20 protein-coding genes are annotated in these 22725 nt (G+C 37.5%); 8 read left to right on the top strand and 12 right to left on the bottom strand.

The window, feature by feature from the left end:
* Window positions 1-188: 188 nt before the first annotated feature.
* From F3G70_RS05110 to F3G70_RS05095, 4 genes are all read right to left on the bottom strand, one after another.
* On the bottom strand, window positions 189-1844 hold the full coding sequence (locus tag F3G70_RS05110) for an ABC1 kinase family protein (protein ID WP_149731641.1): 1656 nt from the start codon (window positions 1842-1844) through the stop codon (window positions 189-191).
* 28 nt (window positions 1845-1872) lie between these two features.
* The gene (locus F3G70_RS05105) at window positions 1873-3798 is read right to left on the bottom strand and encodes a MutS-related protein (RefSeq protein ID WP_149731625.1); all 1926 of its coding nucleotides are present in this window, start codon (window positions 3796-3798) and stop codon (window positions 1873-1875) included.
* A gap of 67 nt (window positions 3799-3865) precedes the next feature.
* Window positions 3866-6235, bottom strand: a complete 2370-nt coding sequence (locus F3G70_RS05100; protein WP_149731624.1) for a U32 family peptidase — start codon at window positions 6233-6235, stop codon at window positions 3866-3868.
* The gene (locus F3G70_RS05095) at window positions 6222-8714 is read right to left on the bottom strand and encodes a U32 family peptidase (protein WP_149731623.1); all 2493 of its coding nucleotides are present in this window, start codon (window positions 8712-8714) and stop codon (window positions 6222-6224) included. The genes F3G70_RS05100 and F3G70_RS05095 overlap by 14 nt, the downstream gene beginning before the upstream one ends.
* A gap of 177 nt (window positions 8715-8891) precedes the next feature.
* On the opposite strand from F3G70_RS05095, the gene F3G70_RS05090 reads away from it, so the two are divergent.
* From F3G70_RS05090 to F3G70_RS05075, 4 genes are all read left to right on the top strand, one after another.
* A complete protein-coding gene (locus F3G70_RS05090) occupies window positions 8892-10337 on the top strand; it encodes a TrkH family potassium uptake protein (RefSeq protein ID WP_149731622.1) in 1446 nt (481 codons plus the stop codon).
* A gap of 183 nt (window positions 10338-10520) precedes the next feature.
* The gene (gene tmk / locus F3G70_RS05085) at window positions 10521-11099 is read left to right on the top strand and encodes a dTMP kinase (RefSeq protein ID WP_149731621.1); all 579 of its coding nucleotides are present in this window, start codon (window positions 10521-10523) and stop codon (window positions 11097-11099) included.
* Between the two features lie 125 nt (window positions 11100-11224).
* Window positions 11225-11758, top strand: coding sequence for a hypothetical protein (locus F3G70_RS05080; RefSeq protein WP_149731620.1), 534 nt, complete (start codon window positions 11225-11227; stop codon window positions 11756-11758).
* A gap of 12 nt (window positions 11759-11770) precedes the next feature.
* Window positions 11771-12226, top strand: coding sequence for a metallophosphoesterase (locus tag F3G70_RS05075; protein WP_149731619.1), 456 nt, complete (start codon window positions 11771-11773; stop codon window positions 12224-12226).
* 364 nt (window positions 12227-12590) lie between these two features.
* On the opposite strand, the gene F3G70_RS05070 is transcribed toward F3G70_RS05075, so the two are convergent.
* The 5 genes from F3G70_RS05070 to mcm all read right to left on the bottom strand — a co-directional run bounded on the left by F3G70_RS05070 (window position 12591) and on the right by mcm (window position 17347).
* The gene (locus tag F3G70_RS05070; protein ID WP_149731618.1) at window positions 12591-12794 is read right to left on the bottom strand and encodes a hypothetical protein; all 204 of its coding nucleotides are present in this window, start codon (window positions 12792-12794) and stop codon (window positions 12591-12593) included.
* Window positions 12795-13757: a tyrosine--tRNA ligase gene (locus F3G70_RS05065; RefSeq protein WP_149731617.1), complete on the bottom strand. Its 963-nt coding sequence runs from the start codon at window positions 13755-13757 to the stop codon at window positions 12795-12797.
* Window positions 13758-13762: 5 nt separating this feature from the next.
* Window positions 13763-14815 carry a 60S ribosomal export protein NMD3 gene (locus tag F3G70_RS05060; RefSeq protein ID WP_149731616.1) on the bottom strand — a complete coding sequence of 351 codons (1053 nt, stop codon included), beginning with the start codon at window positions 14813-14815 and terminating at the stop codon, window positions 13763-13765.
* 27 nt (window positions 14816-14842) lie between these two features.
* A complete protein-coding gene (locus F3G70_RS05055) occupies window positions 14843-15250 on the bottom strand; it encodes a translation initiation factor IF-2 subunit beta (protein ID WP_149731615.1) in 408 nt (135 codons plus the stop codon).
* A 90-nt stretch (window positions 15251-15340) separates the two neighbouring features.
* Complete coding sequence (mcm, locus tag F3G70_RS05050; protein ID WP_149731614.1) at window positions 15341-17347, bottom strand: minichromosome maintenance protein MCM; 2007 nt, start codon at window positions 17345-17347, stop codon at window positions 15341-15343.
* A gap of 105 nt (window positions 17348-17452) precedes the next feature.
* Here mcm and F3G70_RS05045 point away from each other — a divergent pair, with 105 nt between their 5' ends.
* The 3 genes from F3G70_RS05045 (at window position 17453) to F3G70_RS05035 (ending at window position 18573) form a co-directional block, all read left to right on the top strand.
* Window positions 17453-17695 (top strand): hypothetical protein, encoded by a 243-nt coding sequence (locus F3G70_RS05045; RefSeq protein ID WP_149731613.1) that lies wholly within the window; start codon window positions 17453-17455, stop codon window positions 17693-17695.
* Entirely contained in the window at window positions 17692-18090 is a 399-nt protein-coding gene (locus tag F3G70_RS05040; protein WP_149731612.1) for a type II toxin-antitoxin system VapC family toxin, read from the top strand. The genes F3G70_RS05045 and F3G70_RS05040 overlap by 4 nt, the downstream gene beginning before the upstream one ends.
* A gap of 63 nt (window positions 18091-18153) precedes the next feature.
* Window positions 18154-18573, top strand: a complete 420-nt coding sequence (locus F3G70_RS05035; RefSeq protein WP_149731611.1) for a hypothetical protein — start codon at window positions 18154-18156, stop codon at window positions 18571-18573.
* Window positions 18574-18582: 9 nt separating this feature from the next.
* Here the strand turns inward: F3G70_RS05035 and F3G70_RS05030 are convergent, their stop codons facing one another.
* Complete coding sequence (locus F3G70_RS05030; protein WP_149731610.1) at window positions 18583-19203, bottom strand: RlmE family RNA methyltransferase; 621 nt, start codon at window positions 19201-19203, stop codon at window positions 18583-18585.
* A 1-nt stretch (window position 19204) separates the two neighbouring features.
* Window positions 19205-19744 (bottom strand): metallophosphoesterase, encoded by a 540-nt coding sequence (locus tag F3G70_RS05025; protein ID WP_149731609.1) that lies wholly within the window; start codon window positions 19742-19744, stop codon window positions 19205-19207.
* Window positions 19745-19843: 99 nt separating this feature from the next.
* Between F3G70_RS05025 and F3G70_RS05020 the strand changes: the two genes are divergently transcribed.
* Complete coding sequence (locus F3G70_RS05020) at window positions 19844-20935, top strand: formate--phosphoribosylaminoimidazolecarboxamide ligase (protein ID WP_149731608.1); 1092 nt, start codon at window positions 19844-19846, stop codon at window positions 20933-20935.
* 248 nt (window positions 20936-21183) lie between these two features.
* Here F3G70_RS05020 and F3G70_RS05015 read toward each other — a convergent pair whose 3' ends face one another.
* Complete coding sequence (locus F3G70_RS05015) at window positions 21184-22707, bottom strand: MFS transporter (RefSeq protein ID WP_149731607.1); 1524 nt, start codon at window positions 22705-22707, stop codon at window positions 21184-21186.
* Window positions 22708-22725: the final 18 nt, after the last annotated feature.

The following is a 22725-nucleotide window of genomic DNA, read 5'->3' as shown; positions in this document are numbered from 1 at the left end:
TATTTTATTTATATACATTTTTTTAATATGCACGATGGTTTTAATCTTCATATATAGTTATTTATATACATTTTTTTAATATGCACGATGGTTTTAATCTTCATATATAGTTCAATACTATCATTTAAATTAAAATGAGCGGTTGAAAATAAGGATTGTTCTTATATGGGTGGGTTTAAATATTAACCTCAATCCATTTCCATCATCAGATACTGTATAACCAGATAAATACCAAGGGCGGCACTGAATACGAATCCTATCAATCCTATTATTGATATGTCGAATAGTTTAGGGCCCCTGTCTGCGAATATCGCTATTGATGAACCTACAATAACTGCTGCTATTATAATTGCTATTGTAATCTGCTTTGCAACTTCCATCAGCCATTCGAGCTTAAGATTAAGGGTTAACTGGCCATCATCCAGCTTGGATATGGTACTGTTCATGGTGTTCGGGAGGTTTTTGGCCAAGTGCCCCATTTCAAGAAGAAAATTGCTGGTAACGTTGAATGCCCTTTTTGGGGATGCCTGGTAAATGAGAAGCTTTTGCGCCACTTTTTTTAGTTCATCTCCCGTATCGAAGTCGGGATTTAACTTTCTTCCGCTTTCTTCAATTAAAGTCAATCCCCTGCCGAGCATTACAAATTCCCTTGGAAGAACGATGTCATTGTTAATCATTGCTTTAACCAGATCCTCTATGCTTCCGTTGGCATTTTTCAGTTTTGCTCCATAGTATTTTTTCATCAAATCGTTAATGTCTGCCTTTAATTCAGGAGTATTCTGTGTAGGTGATATTATGTCCATATAGATTAGCTGGTTGATTATATTGTCTGTATTCCCATTATACAGAAGCAGTATCAGCTCTGCAAGGTTTCCCCGGACATCGTCAGTGAGTATTCCTACCATTCCGACATCAATATAACAGATTGTATTGTCGTCATAAACCATTATGTTTCCCGGGTGGGGGTCTGCATGGAAAAATCCGTCAATCATGACCTGTTTGAAATAGGAATCCATTCCTCTTTGTGCAATAAGCTTTTTATCGTATTTTTCACAGTTGCTTTTAATCACTCTGGTTAATTCAATCCCGTCAATCAATTCCATTGTAATTACTTTTTTAGTGCTGTAATCATTGTATGGGATTGGGATGTGGATATAAGAAACGTCCTCAAAGTTTTTCGCCATAACTTCCATGTTTCTTACTTCCTCTTCAAAATTGATTTCCTTTAGGATGGAACGTTCAAATTCGTCAACGATTGAAGGCAGGTTGTATATCTTTGTTTTGTAAAGGTATTTGTCAATCCGTACCGCAAGGAATTTCATTAGCTTCAAGTCGCTTTTTATTATCTCTTCAATGTTTGGCTTTTGAACCTTAATCGCCACTTCTTTACCGTTTTCCTTTAATTTTGCGGTATAGACCTGTGCTATTGATGCTGATCCTATTGGCATTTCATTAAATGAATCATAGATTTCATCAATCGGGCTGCCCAATTCGGATTCTATTACTTTTTTCATCTCATCAAAATCCATGGCAGGTGTGTCATCCCTCAGTTTTTGAAGCTCTTCAGATATTTCAACACCAACCAGGTCAGGCCTTGTTGAAAGCATCTGTCCTAATTTGATATATGCCGGACCTAAATCTTCACATACTTTCCTGATTCTAATAGGTATGGTTTCATCGGGCAGTTTATCGTCATCACTTTTCTTTCTGTTCCTTAAAAAGGGAAATTTCTTAAAAAAAGTATTTTCCTCTATCAAATACCCGAAATCATTTTTCTTCAGAACCTTATATATCTGATTTATTCTTTTGATATCGTCATTTGTTTCTTTAGGGATAACTTTCATCAAGATATAGATTTGGTTTAAGTAGTATTTAGAATTTTTCTAAAATTCTTGCATATACCGCTTTCAGCTCATCATCTGATTTTTCATAGATTCTTTTTAAAATGAGTTCCGGAGTACTTTTGGCAAGGAAATTCATTTTCGGGGTTCTGTCAACAATAAGATTGTAGTTTTCGTCCAGTCCCTTTGCTTCAATTCCGTCTACCCTCACGTCAGTGTAATTCATAAGTTCACGGGCCATGTGGGTTACTATGATTCCGTACGAATTGGATTCCTTGATCATGTCTATGAATGTTGATATTATTTTAACTGCCGCTTCGAGTTCGGTTATTCCTTCCAGTTCGTCCAACAGAACCAGCTTCTCGCTAGGTGTTGTTACTATTGGTATGAAGACGTTTAAGAATGATTCGAATGCTCCTGCGTCAAGTGATCGCTTTTTGGAGAAATGATAAATTTCATCGAATAATTTTATTTCACAGGACTCTGCGCTTACCGGAAGCCCCATCTGAGCCATTATTGATATCTGGGTCAGCGTTTCAAGAAGGGTTGTCTTACCTCCGCTGTTTGCTCCAGTTAAAAGGGCGATGTTTTCGCTTTCGCTCAGTTCATAGTCGATTTTCTGGATATCGTCATCATCCTTTTTAAGTGACAGGTCAAGGTGCAGCGCCCCTTTAAGTCTGATTTCATTAGTAAATTCGGGCTCTGTCAGTTCGTATTCGTATGCAAAGCTTCCGAGTGCAAACTCATAATCGAACTTTATGACGTCTTTAACCTCTTCAATAGCCTTTTGCTTTATTGAATTTAGCTGTATGGCGGCGTTCTTTTTCAAATCGAAAATGTCGTTTTCCTTTTTGGATGACCTTTCCAGTTTAACTCTTTCAACCTCATCGTCGTCGATTTCAATTGGATATTTCCTGAGGTAAGGATCGAAATTCAGTCCGGTTTTTTCACGGATAATTTCCTTGCGTTTACTTATAATTTCCTCAAATATATTGCTAATCTTTGGTGGGAAGTTATTGTTTAATAGGTTGAGTATTTCATCTCCTTCAAGATCAACATTTTTTATGGATTTTTCCAGCTCTTCATCCATCTCATATTTTAAAGAGTTGACAAGTTCGTCAATGTCTACTTCCTGCTTGTCAACGATATTAAGTTCCTCAATGATTGGAATGATGTCTCCCAAAACACTTTCCCGGTTTCTTATCATCTGGATTTCATGAACTCTCTCGAAAATGTCCTGGTTTTGCGTAAAGAAGTTAATGATTTTTTCGGGAACGATTTCGTAATCGTTTTCCTCTATGTTGATCATCACCAGATTGGGCATTCCTTCAAAATCAAGAATTCCCTGGGAATAAACGTAAAAGATCAAATCATAATTCATCAGCTCTTCCCTGAGCAGTGGTGAATCCGTTGCCGTTAAAATTGGATAATATTGGTTTAATCCTAAATCTGTTAGATATGAATTGTCCTCTTCACTTTCAACCAGGATTGCCTTGCTCGCATCATATTCGGCTTTGGGTTCCTCGAGCTCTTTGAGGTTTTTCATAAGGCCTCTTAATTTAATGATTGGCATTTTGGAAACTTCTTCTTTGGCTTCCATTACAAATTTAACTTGCTTTTTGATTTTATCAAGGTCTTTTGAAGGAGATAACAAAAGGATTCTATTTTTTGAGTAGGAAGTGTTGGAATATGATAACATCTTGCTTATTATGTCTTCATAGATTTCGGTTGCCCTGTCGCTTTTAATGAAGTCATAGCTTTCATTGTTGAGCAATTGGTTCATGATGGAAATTGCTTTTCTCTGGCTTATTCCATCAATAGCTATTATTCTTTCAACGTCAACGTCATCTATTATTTTTTGGAGTTCCTCTTCGCCTCCAACGCTTTTTATTATTTTTTCAGAGATTTTATCTCCGATTCCTTTTATTTCCTGCAATGTATGTAATTCTCCTTCCATGTTACCAAACCCATTTAACATTTTTGAAAATTCATATTTAAATGATATTGCCTAGAGCGCATGATAACTAATAATTTCCAATCGTATTTTCAGGCGAAATTTTAATCAGTTTTTCATGGCTTATTTTTCCGTTTAAAGCATCATTATAAATGTCAATCATATCTACGTAATCACTGTTCCTGAAACGTCCGTCAATTGAAAAGTTAATGCATCCGAATGATTTAAGCTCCTCCAGCTTGTCTATTAATGACAGGTCTTCACAGTTGAAAATAAGCAGTTCTTCACCGGAAAGGCTTTTATGTATGGGATATTCGCTGCCTTTTCTATCAATCAATTTGGCGTTTTCTACGTTTTCCCTAAATCCGTAGCGGGTTTTCATAAGTTCAACCGAACCCTGAACCATTATTTCTATTTTTGAGTTATCTTCACATTCCCTTAAAATGTCTTTAAAGTCTTTTTTGGTTAATTCCGAGGATAATGTTAACACTTCATAGCTTTCAAGCGAATTGATGGATTGCGTATTTGTAATGTTCATTGAGTATGGGCCGTACTGGCCTTTGAAATTGTTTGACATAACCTTCAGGTTAATGTTCATCTTACCCAGGATTCCCCTTACCTTTTTAAGTGATCTGATGAGATTGTCGTGGGCGATGTCCGGCCATTTCCAAATCAGTTCGTAATCCTTGCCATAGGATAATTCAACGGCTTTTTTAAGGAAATTGACCATGAAATTAATGCTGTCCGTTTGCGGAATTTCGAGATAAATCCTTTTTACCTTTGAAATTTTTCTTAAATCATCTAAATTGTTGGTGTAATAGGACAGTGAAATCTCATCGCTTCTTTTTGCTTCATTTCTCGTTAAGTTAATCTTTTCCTTTTCATTTTGGTAGGATTTATAGACTTCATCAGCCAAATTTTCCAATAATTCTCTTCTGATCTTGTTTATCTCCTTTATTGGGATGAATAAGGTACCGTCATAGTTCATGTTGATTTGAGTAATCTGATAAGGATAATTGTCCAGCTTTGAAAGCTGCTTTTCAACCATCTCGCCGGTCACGTTTCTTTTAAGAGGCTTTTCAAATTTATGGGTTCCCGTAACTTCGGCGGTCACTTCCCTGTGGTTTGCAAGCGTCAGCCGTCCTTTCAAATGAGGATATTTGTTTTTAACAGAAAATGTTAATATCAATTTTGATTTGATATAACTGGACTTGTTGTTTTCAATTTCTTTAACGAATTTGGAAACTGAGTTTCTTTTGGTGAGATAAACCGTTGAATCTGTTAAATCGAAGGTATTTTTCTTGTTCTGGCGAACCTTCTTGATGATTAATACCTTATTTTCACGGCTTAAATCCTTAATCTGTTTTAGCTTTCCTTTCTTGAAATGATTAAAACTTGTAATTATGGGATTTTGTGATATTTCCATTCCGTAATCTTCATTATTCTTAATTAGAAGTATTCCATCTCCCTTTTCGGGTATGGCTTTAATGTCGTCATCAAGCCTGATGGCAATCTGTGAGTTCTTAACGTCAATTACCTCACCTATTTTAAGTCCGATGTGTCCTGACCTTCTGCTTCTTTGGTAGGTGCTTGAGAACTCACCTTCAGTAAATCCCCTGTTGAAAACCAGGTTCAGATCTTCGCTTTTTGATGTTTTTCCGCTTTTCAGCTTATTTAAAGCTTTTCTGTAGGTGCTTATGACAACCGCCAAATACTCCTTGCTTCTCATTCTCCCTTCAATCTTGATGCATCTGATATTCAGCTTGGAAATCTCCTCTAATTTATTGAATAGGCACAAGTCCTTTGGAGATAAATAGTAATCCTCTTTTTTTGAAGTGCTTAACTTGTATTTCTGTCTGCATGGCTGTGCGCAGCTTCCACGGTTTCCGCTTCTTCCGCCTTTAAAGCTGCTCATGAGGCACTGGCCGGAATAGCAGTAGCATAACGCTCCGTGGGCAAAGATTTCAAGCTCCATATCGGTTTTGAGATTTTCGATTTCCTCTTTGCGCATTTCCCTTGGAAGAACAACCCTTTTGACATTTTTGCTTTCCAGGTAATCTAATTTGTCCTGATTTTCACATGTCAGCTGGGTGGATGCGTGAATCTTGAGTTTCGGCAAATGTTTATTGATTAATTCTATCAGACCCAAATCCTGAACGAGAACCGCATCAACTCCAATTGCATATAGCTCATTCAAATAATTTAGGACGTCTTCAAGCTCGTCCTGCATAATTAACGTATTGACGGTAACGTAAACCCTGACGTTGTGAAGATGTGCCGTGTTTACTGCCTCTCTGATTTCATCTAAGGTAAAGTTCTGGGCATACTTTCTGGCCCCATAGTCCTTTCCGGATAAGTAAACTGAACTTGCGCCTGCATTTATCGCGATTTTCAAATGCTCTGCAGACCCTACGGGCGCAAGAAGCTCAGGAATCCTCATGCAATCTCCCTTCCAGGAAGTTTCCCTTGTTGATGTATGACTGTGAGAAATCCATTATGTTGTATTTGAATTCGGTTAATTTTTCAGGGCTGACGTCGCCCAGGCTGTCATTATAGATTGACAGAATCTGCTTGGTGTACTTTTCATTCGAATACCTGCAGTCCACAATTAGATTGTCAAGATTCAGTTTTTTGATTACAGCCATCTCTTCGATTAAACATAAACAGTCCTTGTTGAGGATGTGGCTCTGTCTGTTGTAGTCGAAAAATATCTTGTATTTGAATTTTTTCCTTTTCTTGTCTTCTAAAGTAGCATACTCGGAATTGTTTTTGATAATAAAATCTCTGCCGTCATTTAAATTGGTGAAATCGTCCTTGCTTACAATGACTTCAAGGTTGCCGTGAATGATCATTTCCAAATCGGTATTCTTGATGTAGTTTTTGCGGGTTATCTCTTTGATTTCACGTCCGGAAAGCTCTGATGACAATATTAAACCGTTATATTTTGATAAACATTCAACGGCATAGGAATTCCAGACGTTCAGGTTATGGTTTCCGTATATCGGACAGTCGAAGATTTCTTCAACTCCTGGTGAGTCAACCATGACTGATATCATGTATCCTTCGCTTTCAAGCTCTTTTATGATTTCATTAGCTTTAATCAATTCATATTCGTTTATAAATGATGTCAATACCCATACGATTTCGATTTCAGGTGCCGTTTGTATGGCTTCCTTTAAAATGTCTTTTATGTTATCGTAATAGTCTTTTTCGTTGTTGTAAGAGCAGTTAACGTCCAGATATATTCTTTTCAGGTCAAAACCGTTGGCCGCCCTGATTTGAGCCAAGTCATTTGCAAAAAGGGACAATCTGGCTTTCGTATTCTTTTTGTTTTCATAGGATTCATAATTGCCTTTAAACTCTTCAATTAATTTTCTTGCAGCCTTAATAGATTTTTTGGTTGGAGTGAAGTGATTTAAAAGCAGTTCTTCTGCCTTTTCAAGGATTTCCCTTCTTATTTTATTCAGACCGCTGATTGGGATGAACAAATCATCCTGCATGTCATTGAACTCGACATTGTCCATGTAAAACGGTGTTCCTCCGGTCTTTTCAAGCTGCTTTATTATGGATTCGGTGGTAATCGGCCGGTTTTTGGCTTTTTCAAATCTTGCAATGCCCTTGTGCCTGAAATTTATCAGTTCATCGTCAATGTAATATTCGACCTTGATGTTTGCGGTTAAATCATTCTGGAAGTTGAATGTCACGTTAATCGGAATTTTACTTTGTATTGTTTCCTTTTTGAACTGCTTTAGGTTTTCATGGGTTCTGGCCGAATAGCTGATGAAGACTTCCGTTCCGACCTTTACAAGACGCGTAGTGTCGATAATGATTTCATTTTCATCCTGTTTTATTATGTTTTCAAGATAGATTCCCTTGATTTTGCCGTTGTATTTGAAAGCTATTCCATCACCTTTTTCCAGAATAACCGGAATTTCTTTGTTCTTGATTTCGATGGTAACTTTGGTTCCGTCAATGTCTGTAATGTCTCCTATATACAATCCTTCATGTCCGGAACTGCCTCTTCCCATTACTTCTCCGGGCTTGTCGTTCATTATGTATCCGTTGGTGAACTGCCTGTTGAAGACAAGATGCAAATCCTTTTCCCAGTCACCCGGATTTCCGTCAATGATGTTTCTGTAGCTGTTGACTATGGTTCCGATATAGTCTCCTGACTTCATTCTGCCTTCAAGTTTAAGGGAAGTGACTCCCGCATCCGTTATTTCCTGGATATTGTTGTAAGTTGCAAGGTCATGGGTTGACAATAGAAATCCGTTTCCTATGTTGTAGCCACGGTATTTTAACCGATATTCCCTTCTGCATGGCTGTGCACAGGCTCCCCTGTTTCCGCTTCTTCCGCTGTTGTAGGAGGAGATGTAGCAGTTTCCTGAAACGCAGTAGCATAATGCTCCATGACCGAAGGCTTCAAGTTCCAGGTTGATGTTATCTTTTTTAAGCTGATCGTGGATTTTCCCAATCTCCTCAACGCTTTTTTCCCTTGGAAGGACAATCCTTTTGATGTTGTTTTCATATGCCCATTTCATGGCGCTGTAATTGCTTAATGCCATCTGGGTTGATGCGTGAACCTCCAAATCGGGAATCAGTTTTTTTAATAATTGGATTATTCCGAAATCCTGCACGATAACAGCATCAACGCCGATCTGGTAGAGTTTGAACAGGTAATCTATAACGTCAATTATTTCGAAGTTGTTTATTAATGTATTGACTGTTACATGGATTTTAACATTATTTAAATGAGCGTAATTAACCGCCTTTTCTATTTCTTCCATTGTAAAGTTTTTAGCAAAAGCCCTGGCACCATAATTCTGGCCTGCAAGATAAACTGCATCGGCACCCGCATTCACTGCAATAACTAAAACGTCATAGGAACCTGCCGGAGCTAATAATTCTTTTAAATGCATTATTTCCTACACCTTTGATAATTTATACATTATAAAATATGTTTTTAGTATTAATTAAAAGTAGTGTTATTTGAACTGAATATGAATTAATGTCTCAATAATTTTTTATATAATCTTTTATTAAGATTTATATATTGAATTATTCAATATGTAATATAGCATTTATATGGGCATTCTATGAGGTTTGTAAACAAAAAAGACATATTCATCATTGCAAGAAACTCAGGGATACTGATGATTGGAATAGGGCTGATGTGTCTTGTTCCGATTATAGTTGATTTGATTTATCTGGAATTCAATTTAATATACTATATTGTACCTGCAGCAATATCTATCGCCTCAGGATCAGTCTTCATGATAATATTTCGCGAATACTCTGAAAATAGAATGCGCCTGAAGCATGGGATGATTATATCTGCATTGATTTGGCTGTGGGCATCTCTAATCTGTGGAGCGGTTTTTTATTTTGTAACGGATATAAATATCATTGATGCCGTTTTTGAAAGCATGTCCGCTTTAACCGGAAGCGGAATTACAATATATCCTGATGTGGAAGTATTGCCGTACAGTATACTATTTTTCAGGGCATTTCAGCAATGGATTGGTGGTCTGGGTATTATTGTATTGATAATATCTTTTCTAGCAAAACCTGGTAGCACAACATCAAAATTATATAACTCTGAAGCCCGTGATGACCGTCTTAAACCTTCTATCAAGGCCACAATCAAGGAAACTCTCAAAATTTATCTTGTTTATACCATTGCAGGAATTATTATGTATGTGATTGCCGGAATGCCTCTATTTGATTCGGTTTGCCATACATTCAGTACCATTTCAACCGGAGGAATGAGTGTAAAGAATGCAAACATCGGTTTTTACCATAATGATTTAATTAATATGATTACAATCGTTTTGATGATACTGGGAGCAACAAGCTTTATGGTTCATTTTAAAATCATCAAATCACGAGGCAGATCCCTGATTAGGGATTTGCAGTTCCAGGTAATGATTTCCTTAATAGCTGCTACAAGCCTATTGGTATATTTAATATCCAACATACTTCCTATGGATATCCTGTTCCACATTGTTTCGGCCGTAACAACAACTGGAGCAAGCATTCAAAGTTCAACGGTAATTGGTGGATGGCCTGCTAACGTAATCATTTTCATAATGGTATTGATGCTTGTTGGAGGTTCTAACGGGTCTACAGTAGGCGCTATTAAATTAATGAGGGTCATTACGTTCTTTAAAGGATTATATAAAAATCTGCGTGAGGTATTGTCCCCTACGGGCAGTGTTGTTTCACTGGAGGTTTCAGGTAAAAAGATTACGGACGATCTCGTAGCGGCAAGCGGGAACTACATAACCTTGTATTTGATATGTATTGTGGTCACTTGGATATTGATGTGCTCATTTGGCCACGACCCTTTCGATTCGTTATTTTTTACCATTTCAATGCAGGGAAATGTTGGATTGGAGATTGGACAGATGTCACAATCGATAGAATTGCCGTTGAAAGCTATTGGAATATTCAATATGTGGATTGGCAGGCTGGAAATCATTCCTGTATTGGTTACATTCAGTGCATTTTACGAAATCGTTAAAAAATTCTTCAGGAGATGATGCAATTCAAATCAATCATTTTTCAAATTAAGTTTCATTTAATTAAAAAACCAGCCAATATTTCAATAGATAATTCTATTAAAGCATTGTTTAATTAATCATTACTTCAAGTATTCAGATACTTTTTTTCACTCGCAGGATAACCAAATAAAATTTAAATATAATCTCATCTAAAGTAATTTTATGTATATTGTTTTTGAAGGAATTGACGGTGCCGGAAAGTCCACCCAAATAAATCTGTTGAAGGAATTCCTAGAGGCAAATGGGTTGGAAGTGGAATGCGTTGTTGAACCGACGGACTCTGAAGTCGGAAAACTGATTAGAAGAATCCTACAAAGACCTGATTCAACGACAGACCATGTTCAAAAGACTTTGGGTTTGCTTTTTGCGGCGGATAGAATGCTTATAATGGATAAATTGTCCGATGATAAGAAGGTCATACTGTCCGACAGGTCATTTATTTCCTCACTCGCTTATCAGGAACATGCGGACTGGATTAAGGTTTTGAATAAATATGCTAAAAAGCCGGATCTGGTTTTATTATTGGATTTGGATGTTAAAAAGTCAGTCAGCAGATCTTCCGGTGAGGATGAATTCGAAAATGAGGAATTCTTAACTAATGTCCGGGCAAATTACCTGGAAATCATCAAGGATTTCAATCATGAAATAATTGATGCAAACAAAGGCATCAATAAGGTTTCATCAGACATTAAAAAGGCCGTAGCGCCTCACGTCGGATTGTGCAAAGATTGCATTTTATAAAAAGGTGATAAATATGTGGGAATGTCCTGTTTGCGGAACTTTAGTCGATGACGACGAAGACATGTGTCCTAACTGCTGGTATATTCTGGGAGTCAACAATTTCATGGATTAATGATTTGATTAATATGAAAAGGCTTTTTCTTTTTTTAATTATTTTCATTCTGATTTCACAGGCAAGTGCCGTTGAAATTAGGGGCATTGATTTTGAAATCCCCGACAGCTATTTGGGCGGGGAACTAAAATCCTACGGATATATTTTCAATAACGAAAGCACTTTTTCAATACTGTGCATTGATTTTTTAACTGATAGCGGATATGCTAAAATAGCCAGTGAAAGCTCATTTAGGGAAAATGTCACTGTCGGGTCTCATGAGGCAGTCCACTGCGTTAATGATAGGAATGTTTCACGCATCTTCTATTCCATTGGAAATTCCATTTTCTCCATTTCATGGAATTCAAGTGAAATAACGCCCGAAATCGAAAAGCTGATTTCAGATTCTCCACAATCAAATTTAACGGTTTCGCAGTTTCACTCAAAGCTCGACAATGAAATGGCCGAATATCTCATTGAAAAGGAATTTGAGGACGAAGTGATTTTTCCCGGCGATAATGGGTGGGATGATTTTGACCGGGATTACATTTGGGATTTGCTATATTAATGGAGGTAATCCATGTTGGTAGGATTGATTTCAGACACCCATATCACTCAAAAAAGAGGAAAACTTTCAGAAAAGATAGTTAAAGAGTTTAATGGTGTTGATTTAATATTGCATGCCGGAGACATTACAACTTATGACGTATTAAACGATTTAAAAAAAATCGCACCCGTTGTTGCGGTTTTGGGCAATAATGACAAATTGGATTTGAATAAACATGAAATCATTGAAATCGGTGATAAAACGATTCTTTTAGTCCATGGTGATAAGATTAAAGATTTGCCTGCTTTAGGATTGAAATATGGGGAAGACATTGTTGTTAGCGGCCATACTCATAAGCCAAGTTGTGAGAGAATTGATAACATGCTTTTAATCAATCCTGGAAGCAGCAACAGGCCAATCGAATCCAACGCATCAATAGCATTACTGAAAATTAATGATGAGGTTGATGTTGAATTCATTGATTTGTAGGATTTATTAAAAATAGGATAAATCTCTTTAAGCAGAGGTATTTTTTAGAGTTAATTTGCTTCTGTTAGTATTATAATGTCTTATTTTCATCATTGCTTGATTTTTATAGTTTAGTGAATATTTTTCACTTAATTCTAAGAGGTATTTAAAAAGAGTTTTAGGTTTTAAATTAACTTTATTTGTTATTTAAGGTTTATTTTGTATTCTATTGGTATTATTACTTCTAAATTACGTAATGTTTCTAATTTAATTGATTTTTGGAGTTTTGCAACTATTATTTTCTAAACTCTAAATAATCATTAAAACAAGTTTTACAATCTATAATTAATTTATTCAATAAAAAAAATAGTAAATTGAAGGATAATTATCCTTCCAATTCTTTTAATCTCTCAGCAATGGCATCTGCCAGGAACTGCTTTGCTTTTGCAAGTTCATCGTATGATCCTACAAGCTTGGGACCGAACTCTGAATGTTCGAGCTTAACGTCAAATTTTTCAATGGCATGGGCAAGCATTGCTTCACCGACGCCGTTAGGTAATCCCATTTCATATTCTTCTATGTCTTCCATTTAATTTTCCTCCATGTATTTCCTTACAGGAGCAAAGAATTCAATTAAGAAATCTTTAATTCCATTTTTCAAATCCATCGGATGTAAGTTGCCTTCACCAAATTCTTTGAGTAATTCCTCTTTGGTTAATTCAATGTCTCCACCGAATTTTTCAGGTCTTTTGATAAGTAAAGTATCCTGATTTGGATAAACGAAGGTTTCAGCTATTTCAATCATTGGATTACCTTCAATTTCTCCCTGCGGACAGTAGCTTTTATTGATTTTTTTGCTAATCACTTCAACGGAATCGTCCACTGCAATATAATTGCCTTTGCTTGAAGACATCTTGGCGTCTCCGTCAAGACCGTGCAGTAATGGGGTGTGAATGCAAACCGGAACGTTTTCGCCGATTTTCTCTAAATTTTCACGTGCAAGCATCTGGATTTTTCTCTGTTCCATTCCTCCCAATGCGATATCCACATCAAGGGCTGCCATGTCGACCGTCTGCATAATCGGATAAATAACGCTTGCAACTTTCGGATTGTCGTCTGCACGGCTTACCTGATCCATACTTCTTCTTGCCCTTTTTAACGTGGTTAAGGTAGCTAACTGATAAACTTTATCTGCATAATCGCTTTCCAGCTGGAATGATGAGCCGTAAATGTATTCGGTTGTTTCATCAAGGCCCAATGCCTGGAAACATTTCTTGTTGTAGTCTGCAGTTTCTGCAATTTCTTCAACGCTTCCCTTTCCATTTAAAAACGCATGGTAATCAGCCAGTAATATTTTGATTTTAAAGCCCAATTTCTGCAGGGTTTTGAGCTTCTGCACTGTTACTGCATGGCCTAAATGGATTTTACCGGAAGGTTCATAACCTGTATAGGCTATAGGTTCGTCCTTTTCAAGAACTTTCTTCAATTCTTCACGGTCTATAATCTCCAGGGTTCCTTCCTCTATTAACTGAATTTTCTCTTCAATATCCATAATTATCACTTGATTAAGTAAATGTAATTTTCAATTTTGATAAGCTTGATTTCATCGCCGATATTGTAATCGCTGAATTCCTCGTTCATTTCCAAATCAACGGCAGAAAAGTCGCTTGGGTCGAGAATCTGTATTATTTTCGGAGACATTGATATTATCGTTGTCGTTTCGATTTCGCTGGATTTTTTAACGAGCTTGATGCTTTCCATATTCTTCAGGGGGATGTTGTGCTTTTTATTTGTCTTTATGTCTAATCCAACAACTCTGTTCTTGCCTATATCGGTCACCTGAATTAGTTTATTTTCATACTCGATAATGTCTTTGCTTTCAAACTCGGGAATCCTTACTGAAATCCAGATTCTGTAAAGGCCTTTTCCTGTGGATTTGTCTTCGCTGATAAGTCTTGGGGATTCCTTTATGATTCCTCCGAATTCATCTTTTAGGGCTTCAGCTATTTTGCGCCCGGTCTTCAACGATCCGATATAATAATCATAGCCTTCCTTCAGCTTGGCTATCTGCGGACAATATGCAAGTTTGTCGGTTTTTGCCTGCTTTTCCAGGGTTCTGGCCACTATTTCATCAGCCTTGTCGTATTCTTCGCTTTTTATTTCCCTGTTGTCAGCTCTGAATTGGATAACTGATTCATAGTATCCTGACTGCAGCTTGCTGCATGACGGACAGACGGTCTTTAAAATCCTCACTGACGTGTCATGGGTTTCGTCAATAGTGACTCCGTAGACGTCGCCGACTACTTCAACAAAACATTCAGCTATTGTTCCTTTGATCTGGTCAATTTCAAGGTTTATTTCTTCATTTTCAACAAGTTCATTGATTTTTATATTTCTCTCAAGTGCGCGGTATATTATCTCTTCTTCAGGGATAAATGAGTCGCTCCATTTCCCTTCCTCTAAACGACTATTGCAATGGCTGCAGATTTCCACATTAATGTTTTTTGGAATTTCAATCATTTCAAATTCCTTTAAAAAACAATCTATGCAGATTTCGCCTACCATCTGTTTGTTTTCGCTTCCGCATTCAATACAAAACATAAAAATCATTCAAAAATAAGTAAAAAGGATAAAAAATTATAATTGTTTTAACGGAGCGGTTGCGCCGCATGCGGAACATTTTAATAAAAATATTCTGCCTTCCCTTATAATTTTAGTATCCGGTCTGTTACATTCGTGGCAAATTACGTATTTATCCACATAATCTTCAATTCTTTCGTTGATTAGGTAATGTGTAAATTTACCCTGCAGGATTGCTCTTGAGCCGTCCACGTTACCTGCAGTACCTAATTCTCTCATCAGGAACTTCAATAAATGTTGAGGGTCTCTGTTTAAACCTTCACTTACTTCTTTAAAGTTTTTAATGAATGTTCTATTACCTTGGATATCTGAATAAGCTTTAGGAATCTTAAATCTTTTATGTTCAAATACTTCAGGAGGTAACTGGTCTATTGCTCTTTCTAATAAATCTTCATATTTATCCATATTATCTCTCCATATAAAATTAGTATAAGTATAATATATTAACTATGATTTTAATCATTTATTAAGTTATTGTTAAAATCATAATTAAATCTATACTCTTTTAACGTGTCCGGATTTCGGTTCGTATAATATTCCCCTTTGCGTCAGGTTTCTGATGAGGGTTTCAACCTTATCTTCACTTACGCCATGCTTTTCTTCCATATTGTCTTTTAAAACGCTTACAGGGGCTTGTCCGTTATACTCTTCCTCAAGGAGCTTGACTTCGTCCACGAGAGTGCTCATCTTATCTCTTTCGGATTTAGGTCTTCCTCCGCCGATAATGTCTGCTTCAACTTCACCGGTTTCCGGATCGACTCCCACTTCCTTAAGACATGCCATCTGAAGTCTGACGGCCTTTTTAGCATCCTCTTTTTCAACAACATCCTTTAATTTCATTTTGGCGCATGCTTCTGCCAAACGGATTATAGCTTCAAGTTGTCTTGCGGTAATCGGGACAACGGAGTTCTCTTCAGTATTGCTGCTGCTGTTTCTCGTATCCACATAGAAATTCTTCAATACTTCAGTCGCTTCATCGCTCAGCACCGGATTGACGTTTTTACGTGCATACGCAATGTATTTTCTAAGCAAATCGGGTTCGATTTCATAATCGATATTGCTTGACTGGTGAATGTTTAGAATGTGCTGGGCAAGCTCTGAATCTCCTTTTCTGCTTGGCTTGTCTTCAACAACAAAAATCAAGTCGAAACGTGATAAAATTGGTGGTGGCAGTTCAATCTGGTCTGCAAGAACCTTGAATCTGTCAAACCTTCCGAATTTAGGGTTTGCAGCTGCAAGAACGGAACATCTTGAATTCAATGTTGCCATGATTCCTGCCTTTGCAATACTTACTGTCTGCTGTTCCAAGGCTTCGTGAAGCGCTGATCTGTCTTCAGCTCTCATCTTGTCCAGTTCGTCGACACAGACGTTTCCCTGGTCTCCCAGTACCAGCGCACCTGCTTCAAGTGACCATCCGCCCAGTTCGTCCCTTACGGCAGCTGCAGTTAAACCGGCACCTGTAGTACCTTTACCACTCGTATAAATACTTCTTGGAGCCAGTTTGGAGACGTATTTAAGAATCTGGGACTTACCTATACCCGGGTCTCCGACAATAAGGATGTGAATGTCTCCCCTTAATCTGGTTTCATCCGCCAGCTGCTTTGCAGAACCTCCGAACAATTGAAGCGCAATTGCTTCCTTAACGTCAAGGTAACCCCTGATTGACGGGGCGGTTGACTTGATGATTTTTTCATAAATGTGAGGGTCTTTTGATAACTCAAGAATTTCCTCCTCATCCTCTTCGGATAAATGAAGCTCTTCAAATTCCTGTTCTAATGGCTCAATATGATTGACATAAATGTAATTTTTGAATTTACCGCTTCTCTCTTCTCTAAACGTCTTTAAGGTACCGGTGATTCTTACTTTGTCACCGGGATTCAATTCATCTACTAAATCATCTTCCAAAATCATCAACATCTGTTTAGGTTCGGTTCCTCCGGAGAGATTTTCGAGAGGTTCCTGCATTCTTGCGGTTTGGGTATCGATATAATGTGATTCCTCCTGAAGCAGCCTGAAGGACCTTCCTCCACATTCCCCACACAGTGACGGTTCCAGTATTGTTCTGTCTGAGGTCTGTTCGACTTCATGCAGACGCATACATCCTCTACATTCAAAAACGGCAGTTTCGATACGTGGTCTTATTTCATCGGTTTTTCTCACGATTCCCTCTGCAGCAACGAATGTTCCGATGTATTTACTTAATAATATCTTTAACGGAATGACATTGCTCACATTCTTGAAACGAATGTTCAAATCGGCGTCCTTGGCCAGGGGGTCAATATTCTTAACTGCAATTTTTGCCGCTTCTATAACTTCTTCAGGCTTATCAATCAATAAATCCGCCAAATCAGGGTCAAACACTTCCAATTGGGTATAATCTACTGTCAGGGATCTATTGTCAGGATAAGTTTCAAGAATTTCAAATACGTCATCCTTATAGGATGTGGCAAAAAATTCTTCAAATTTCGCAATCGATGTTTGTGATTTATTAGTAGATTTCATTATATATTACATTAATTTTTCATACTTAAAAAATAATTGGATGAAGTAAAAATTATATAGTATGATACAGATATATATTGCTACCAATCTATCAATGGTGTTAAAATGGCTACAAAACAGATTTCATTAAGGTTAGATGAGGAGTTGATTTTTCAAATTAAGGAATTTGCAGTACAGTCAAGAATGACACAGACTGAACTGATTAAATTATGGATAATCAGAGGATTGGCTGAATCCAAAGATGACAATAAAAAAGGATCTCTTAAGGATTTGGCAAATACGGTTACATTGCCTTATGCGACGGATTCCGCTGAAATTGCCAAAAATCTTCAAAGGCGGGAACTATGATTTTTGTTGATACGTCCTTTCTTGTAGGATTATTATTGACCAATGACGTTAATAATCCTCGAGCCAACGAATTGATTGATTTGATTGACGATGATGATTTGATTATCAATAATACTGTTCTTACAGAAACAATTAACTTCTTAAGCAAATGTAAAAAGATTAAACAGGGTCATGTTATTAAAGATTCAATTGATATATTGTTGAATTCATGCGATATTCATTATTTAACGGCAAATGACTATTCTGCAGCAATTGGTACATATTTGCATTACAATGGTGCCGTAAATTTCTCTGATTGCACTATTTTGAAGTCAATGGAGTCTTTGGGAATTGATGAAATTGTGTCTTTTGACAGCGATTTTGATTTGATTTCCGGCATTAAAAGGCGATATTAGGTAAATGTTATATATGAATATCAATAAATTATTATATTAATATCCTTAAAAAAGGAGGCTATTATGAGAAAATCAAGATTAAGCTTATTTAAATCCACTTCAATGTTAATTTCCGTTGTCGGAATTATCATGATTATCGCAACAATCATTGTCGTTGCATATGTAGGATTTAGTATTGTTAACGAGTCAATTACTGACGAGATATCCTCCGGAAATCAGTATGATGAGCTGGCTGATTTAAAATCACAATACGGTGATTTGGAGTCAAAATTCGATTCTGTCAAGTCCACTTATTATGCGGGAAGTTCCGATGATATTCAAAAGTATAATGATGCCAGACTGGAGCTTACGAGAGCTGCTTCAGCCGTTGATAATGTTGCATCTGCATTGGATGCTGGCAAACCATCAAATGAAGTAGACAGCAGAATTGATTTCGCTAAAGATAAACTGCAGGTGGCTCGTCAAGCATACGAAAATCTTTAAATTTTCTTTTCATTTTTTTACTTTATGTTTGTAGCCCATTGCGATAACATACATTTCAGAACTTTTTTTACGTGAAGATGGTGGCTTTGTGGTCTTTACTTGCCTGTATTTCCTTTTAAGTCCGTCAAGCATTTCCTTATATTCCGGACCCTGAAAGACTTTCATTACAAGGTTTCCCTTCTGTTCCAAGAGATTGTCGGCGATTCCGATGACTGAATTGGTCAAATCGATTGAGCGCAGCTGATCGAGGTTTTTTATTCCGCACAGTTCGGGAGATGCGTCGCTCATGATGACCTTTGCCTTTCCGCCGATAACTCGGGTGATTTTTCCCTGAACCTCAGGCGTTGTGAAATCCCCCTTGATGCGGTAATAGTTTTCGTTTGGAAGGGCTCTTATGTGGTTTAAGTCAACGCCGACGACTATTCCTTCCTCATCCACCTTTTCGAGAGCTACCTGTGACCATCCGCCGGGAGCCGCCCCCAAATCGACAACTGTATTTCCCTTTTTGATAATTTTGTATTTCTTGTCTATCTGTTTGAGTTTATATGAAGCTCTTGAACGATAATCTTCGGCTTTAGCCCTTTTGTAATACGGATCCTTTTTTCTTTCCATTTGCCATTTACTGCCCATATTAATCCCTCGGATATTGAGTAAAATCAAGCGCGCTGCATACCGGAGCGCCTATTTTGACTATTTCCACATCAACGTTTTTGTCATTAATTTCAAGAAGCATTACTGTTCTGTCGGCTAGTCTTGGAACAACGGGACTTCCGGGATTTAAAAGCAGGACATCTTCAACCTGTTCGATTTTAGGCTGATGGGAATGTCCGCTAACCAGGATATTAACGTCCAACTGCTTTGCCAGGTATAATAATTGCTGGGTATCTGCTCTCGGATAGACCTCGCCGTGGGCCACTCCAATCCTAAGGCCTTCAGCATTAATTACTCTTGCTTTAGGCAATTTCAATCCTGCAACCCTATCCATATTTCCCTGAACCGCCATTACTGGAGCTATACTTTCCAGTTCATCGATTACATCCATAGTTGTCAAATCTCCTGCATGTATTATCAAATCAACATCCTTAAATGATGACAATACATTATCCGGTATCTTATTGGCTCTGTCGGGAATATGCGTATCTGAAATTAATCCTATTAACATAGTTTTTATTTTGTGTTTTCATCATTTTTAAAAATTTAGATTCAAATAAAAACAGTTATTAATTTATAAAGACATAAATATTATCATCATCTTCGAGGATTGATAATTATGGGAGAAGTAAAAAAGGAAGATATTTTGGAGATACTAAGTAAATACGATAAAGATGAAATAACACTCGCTACTCTTGGAAGCCACACCTCTTTGCATATCCTGCAGGGTGCAAAGGAAGAAGGCTTCAGAACAGCCATCGTCTGTGAAAAGGGAAGAGAAATTCCATATCAAAGATTCGATGTTGCAGATGAATACATTATTGTCGATGAATTCAAGGACATCGTCAATGAGGACGTTCAGCAAAAATTAAGGGACATGAACGCAATCGTCATTCCTCACGGTTCATTTGTGGCATATGCCGGATTGGACAATGTTGAAGACAAGTTCAACGTACCTATGTTCGGTAACAGGGACGTCTTAAGATGGGAAGCAGAAAGGGATAAGGAAAGGGCATTGCTCGTTGAAGGCGAAGTACGTATTCCTTACAAATATGACGACCCTTCTCAAATCGACAGGCCTGTAATGGTCAAGTTCCCTGGAGCAAGAGGAGGAAGAGGTTACTTTGTCGCATCATCTCCAGAAGAATTCGACGCCAAAATTGACGCTATGAAATCCCGTGGTTGGTTAGACGACTCTGACGTTGAAGCAGCTCACATTGAAGAGTATGTTTCCGGATGTAATTACTGTATACACTACTTCTACTCCGCTTTAGATGATAAGGTTGAATTAATGGGAATGGACACAAGATACGAATCCAGCATTGACGGTTTTGTAAGAATGCCTGCAAAAGATCAGCTGGACATTGATTTAAGCCCTTCCTATGTTGTTACAGGTAATCACCCGGCTGTAATTAGAGAATCTTTACTCCCACAAGTATTCGATATAGCTGATAAATTAGTTGAAAGCGCTAAAAAATTAGTCCAGCCAGGATTAAACGGTCCGTTCTGTATGCAAACTCTGGTAAACGATAACCTGGAAGTAATCTGTTTTGAAATAAGTGCAAGAACAGACGGCGGAACAAATACCTTTATGGACGGTTCTCCTTACTCATACCTGACCTACGGCAAACCTATGAGTATGGGTAGAAGAATAGCTCTTGAAATTAAAAACGGTATAGAAAGAGACGAATTAGATAAAATAATAACATAATCAAATCATGTCCATTAATTTTTTAAAAATTGTGGACTATTTGAGAATCGGGGTGCATTTACATTTTAAATTGCACTTCGAGCATATTTTTTTTAAGAACAGATTTTTTCAGATGACTTTTAGTGAAAGTATTCATCGATTATTTTTGGGTTTTGAATCAGGCACTTGTTTTTAATTGTTTGATTTCTGTTAAAATGAGTGTTGCATTTGATTTTAATGTATTTTTGGTATGGTATGTAGATAAACTCTCATTTATTAATGCTTTTGTCTTGCAGCCGCAGCGTCAGAATAAAGACAACTCCCATCAGGGCCGACATCACCAGCATTACAAATTCCATAGCATTCTGAAAAATCTCGTCGACAATGGTCACGACAGCACTGCCCTGTGATTCAATCTCGTTTACGCTGCCTACTTTTTGGAAGTAATCAAAGATTTCCTGATAGTATTGTTCGTCTTCTGAATGATCAGGCGCATGCGTATCGATTGCATTGCTGATGCCGCCTAACATTCCAAGAATCAGAATTATTCCGATAACTGCAGTACCCATTGATTCACCTAAGGACTGGCCGGTTGAAGTAATGCCTGATGCGTTATTTTCGCTTTCATCAGGAATATTGATTAATGCAATATCTACACTTAAAGCCATAATAAAACCAAGTCCTGCACCCAATATTAACATTCCCGGCATAAACTCCACTATTGTTGCATTCATTCTAAAGTGGTAGCTTAAAATCAGACATCCAATGATTGACAATATTGCTCCTATTGCCATTAGTGTCTTGTGATTCAATTTTCCTGATAAATTTGGAGCTCCCACTGCAAAAATAAGTAAGCTTATGGTCAGAGGAAGTATGGTCAAACCTGTGTTGAATGCAGTTAACTCCAATACGCTCTGCAGGTACAGGGAAACTGTAAACAATGCCCCTTCCATTACAAGATATACAAGTATCAGAATGACAGTTCCAACACGTAAATTTTTGTCTTTAAACAATTCCATATCAAGCAGCGGCACATTGCCTTTCTTTTTTCTTCTGTTTTCAAACAATGCAAAAACCACCAGGGTAATTATGCCCAAAATCATCAGGATTATGCTGGTGGGGATATCCTCGGATAATGTCAAAATACCGAAAACCAACAAAACAAGGCCAATAACTGAAATTATGGATCCAGTAATATCCAAATCGCCTTTGGATTCGGTAGGTATGAAATCAGGTATTTTCTTTTGCATTACTAAAATAATGACAACGATTACCAGTTCAAATGCAAATCCGTATCTCCAGCTGAGAAATGTTGTCATCATCCCTCCGAAGAGCGGGCCGATAGCGGCCGCTATTGCAACCATAACGCTCTCGATTGCCAGGGCGAATGTTCGTTTTTCGCCTGAATATGTTCCGCTTATTATGGAAATGATGGCAGGAAGCATTAATGCTCCGGCTATGCCTTCTATTACTGCCCATCCTATAAATAACATTGTAGCATTCAGACTTATCGCTGAAGTAAATGTACCGATACCGTAAAGTACAGCACCGATTAAAAATAGTTTCTTTTTACCGACTATGTCCTGAAGCTTGGCACCGAGCAACATGAATGCGGCAGTGATGAGAGTATAAAATGACATGGTCATCTGAATCGTACTTACATCAGTGCTCAAGTCAGCAACGACCCGAGATATGCTTACATTCATGAATGTAGTATCCAAGGAGATAATAAAGGAAGCTAAACAAACAAGAATTAAAGGAATCCAAGTGTGTTCCTTAATATTTTCTTCCATATTTATTAAGCCTCCAAT

The organism is Methanobrevibacter millerae, assembly GCF_900103415.1.
Lineage (GTDB): Archaea > Methanobacteriota > Methanobacteria > Methanobacteriales > Methanobacteriaceae > Methanocatella > Methanocatella millerae.
This window is presented reverse-complemented; position numbering and strand designations above follow the sequence as displayed.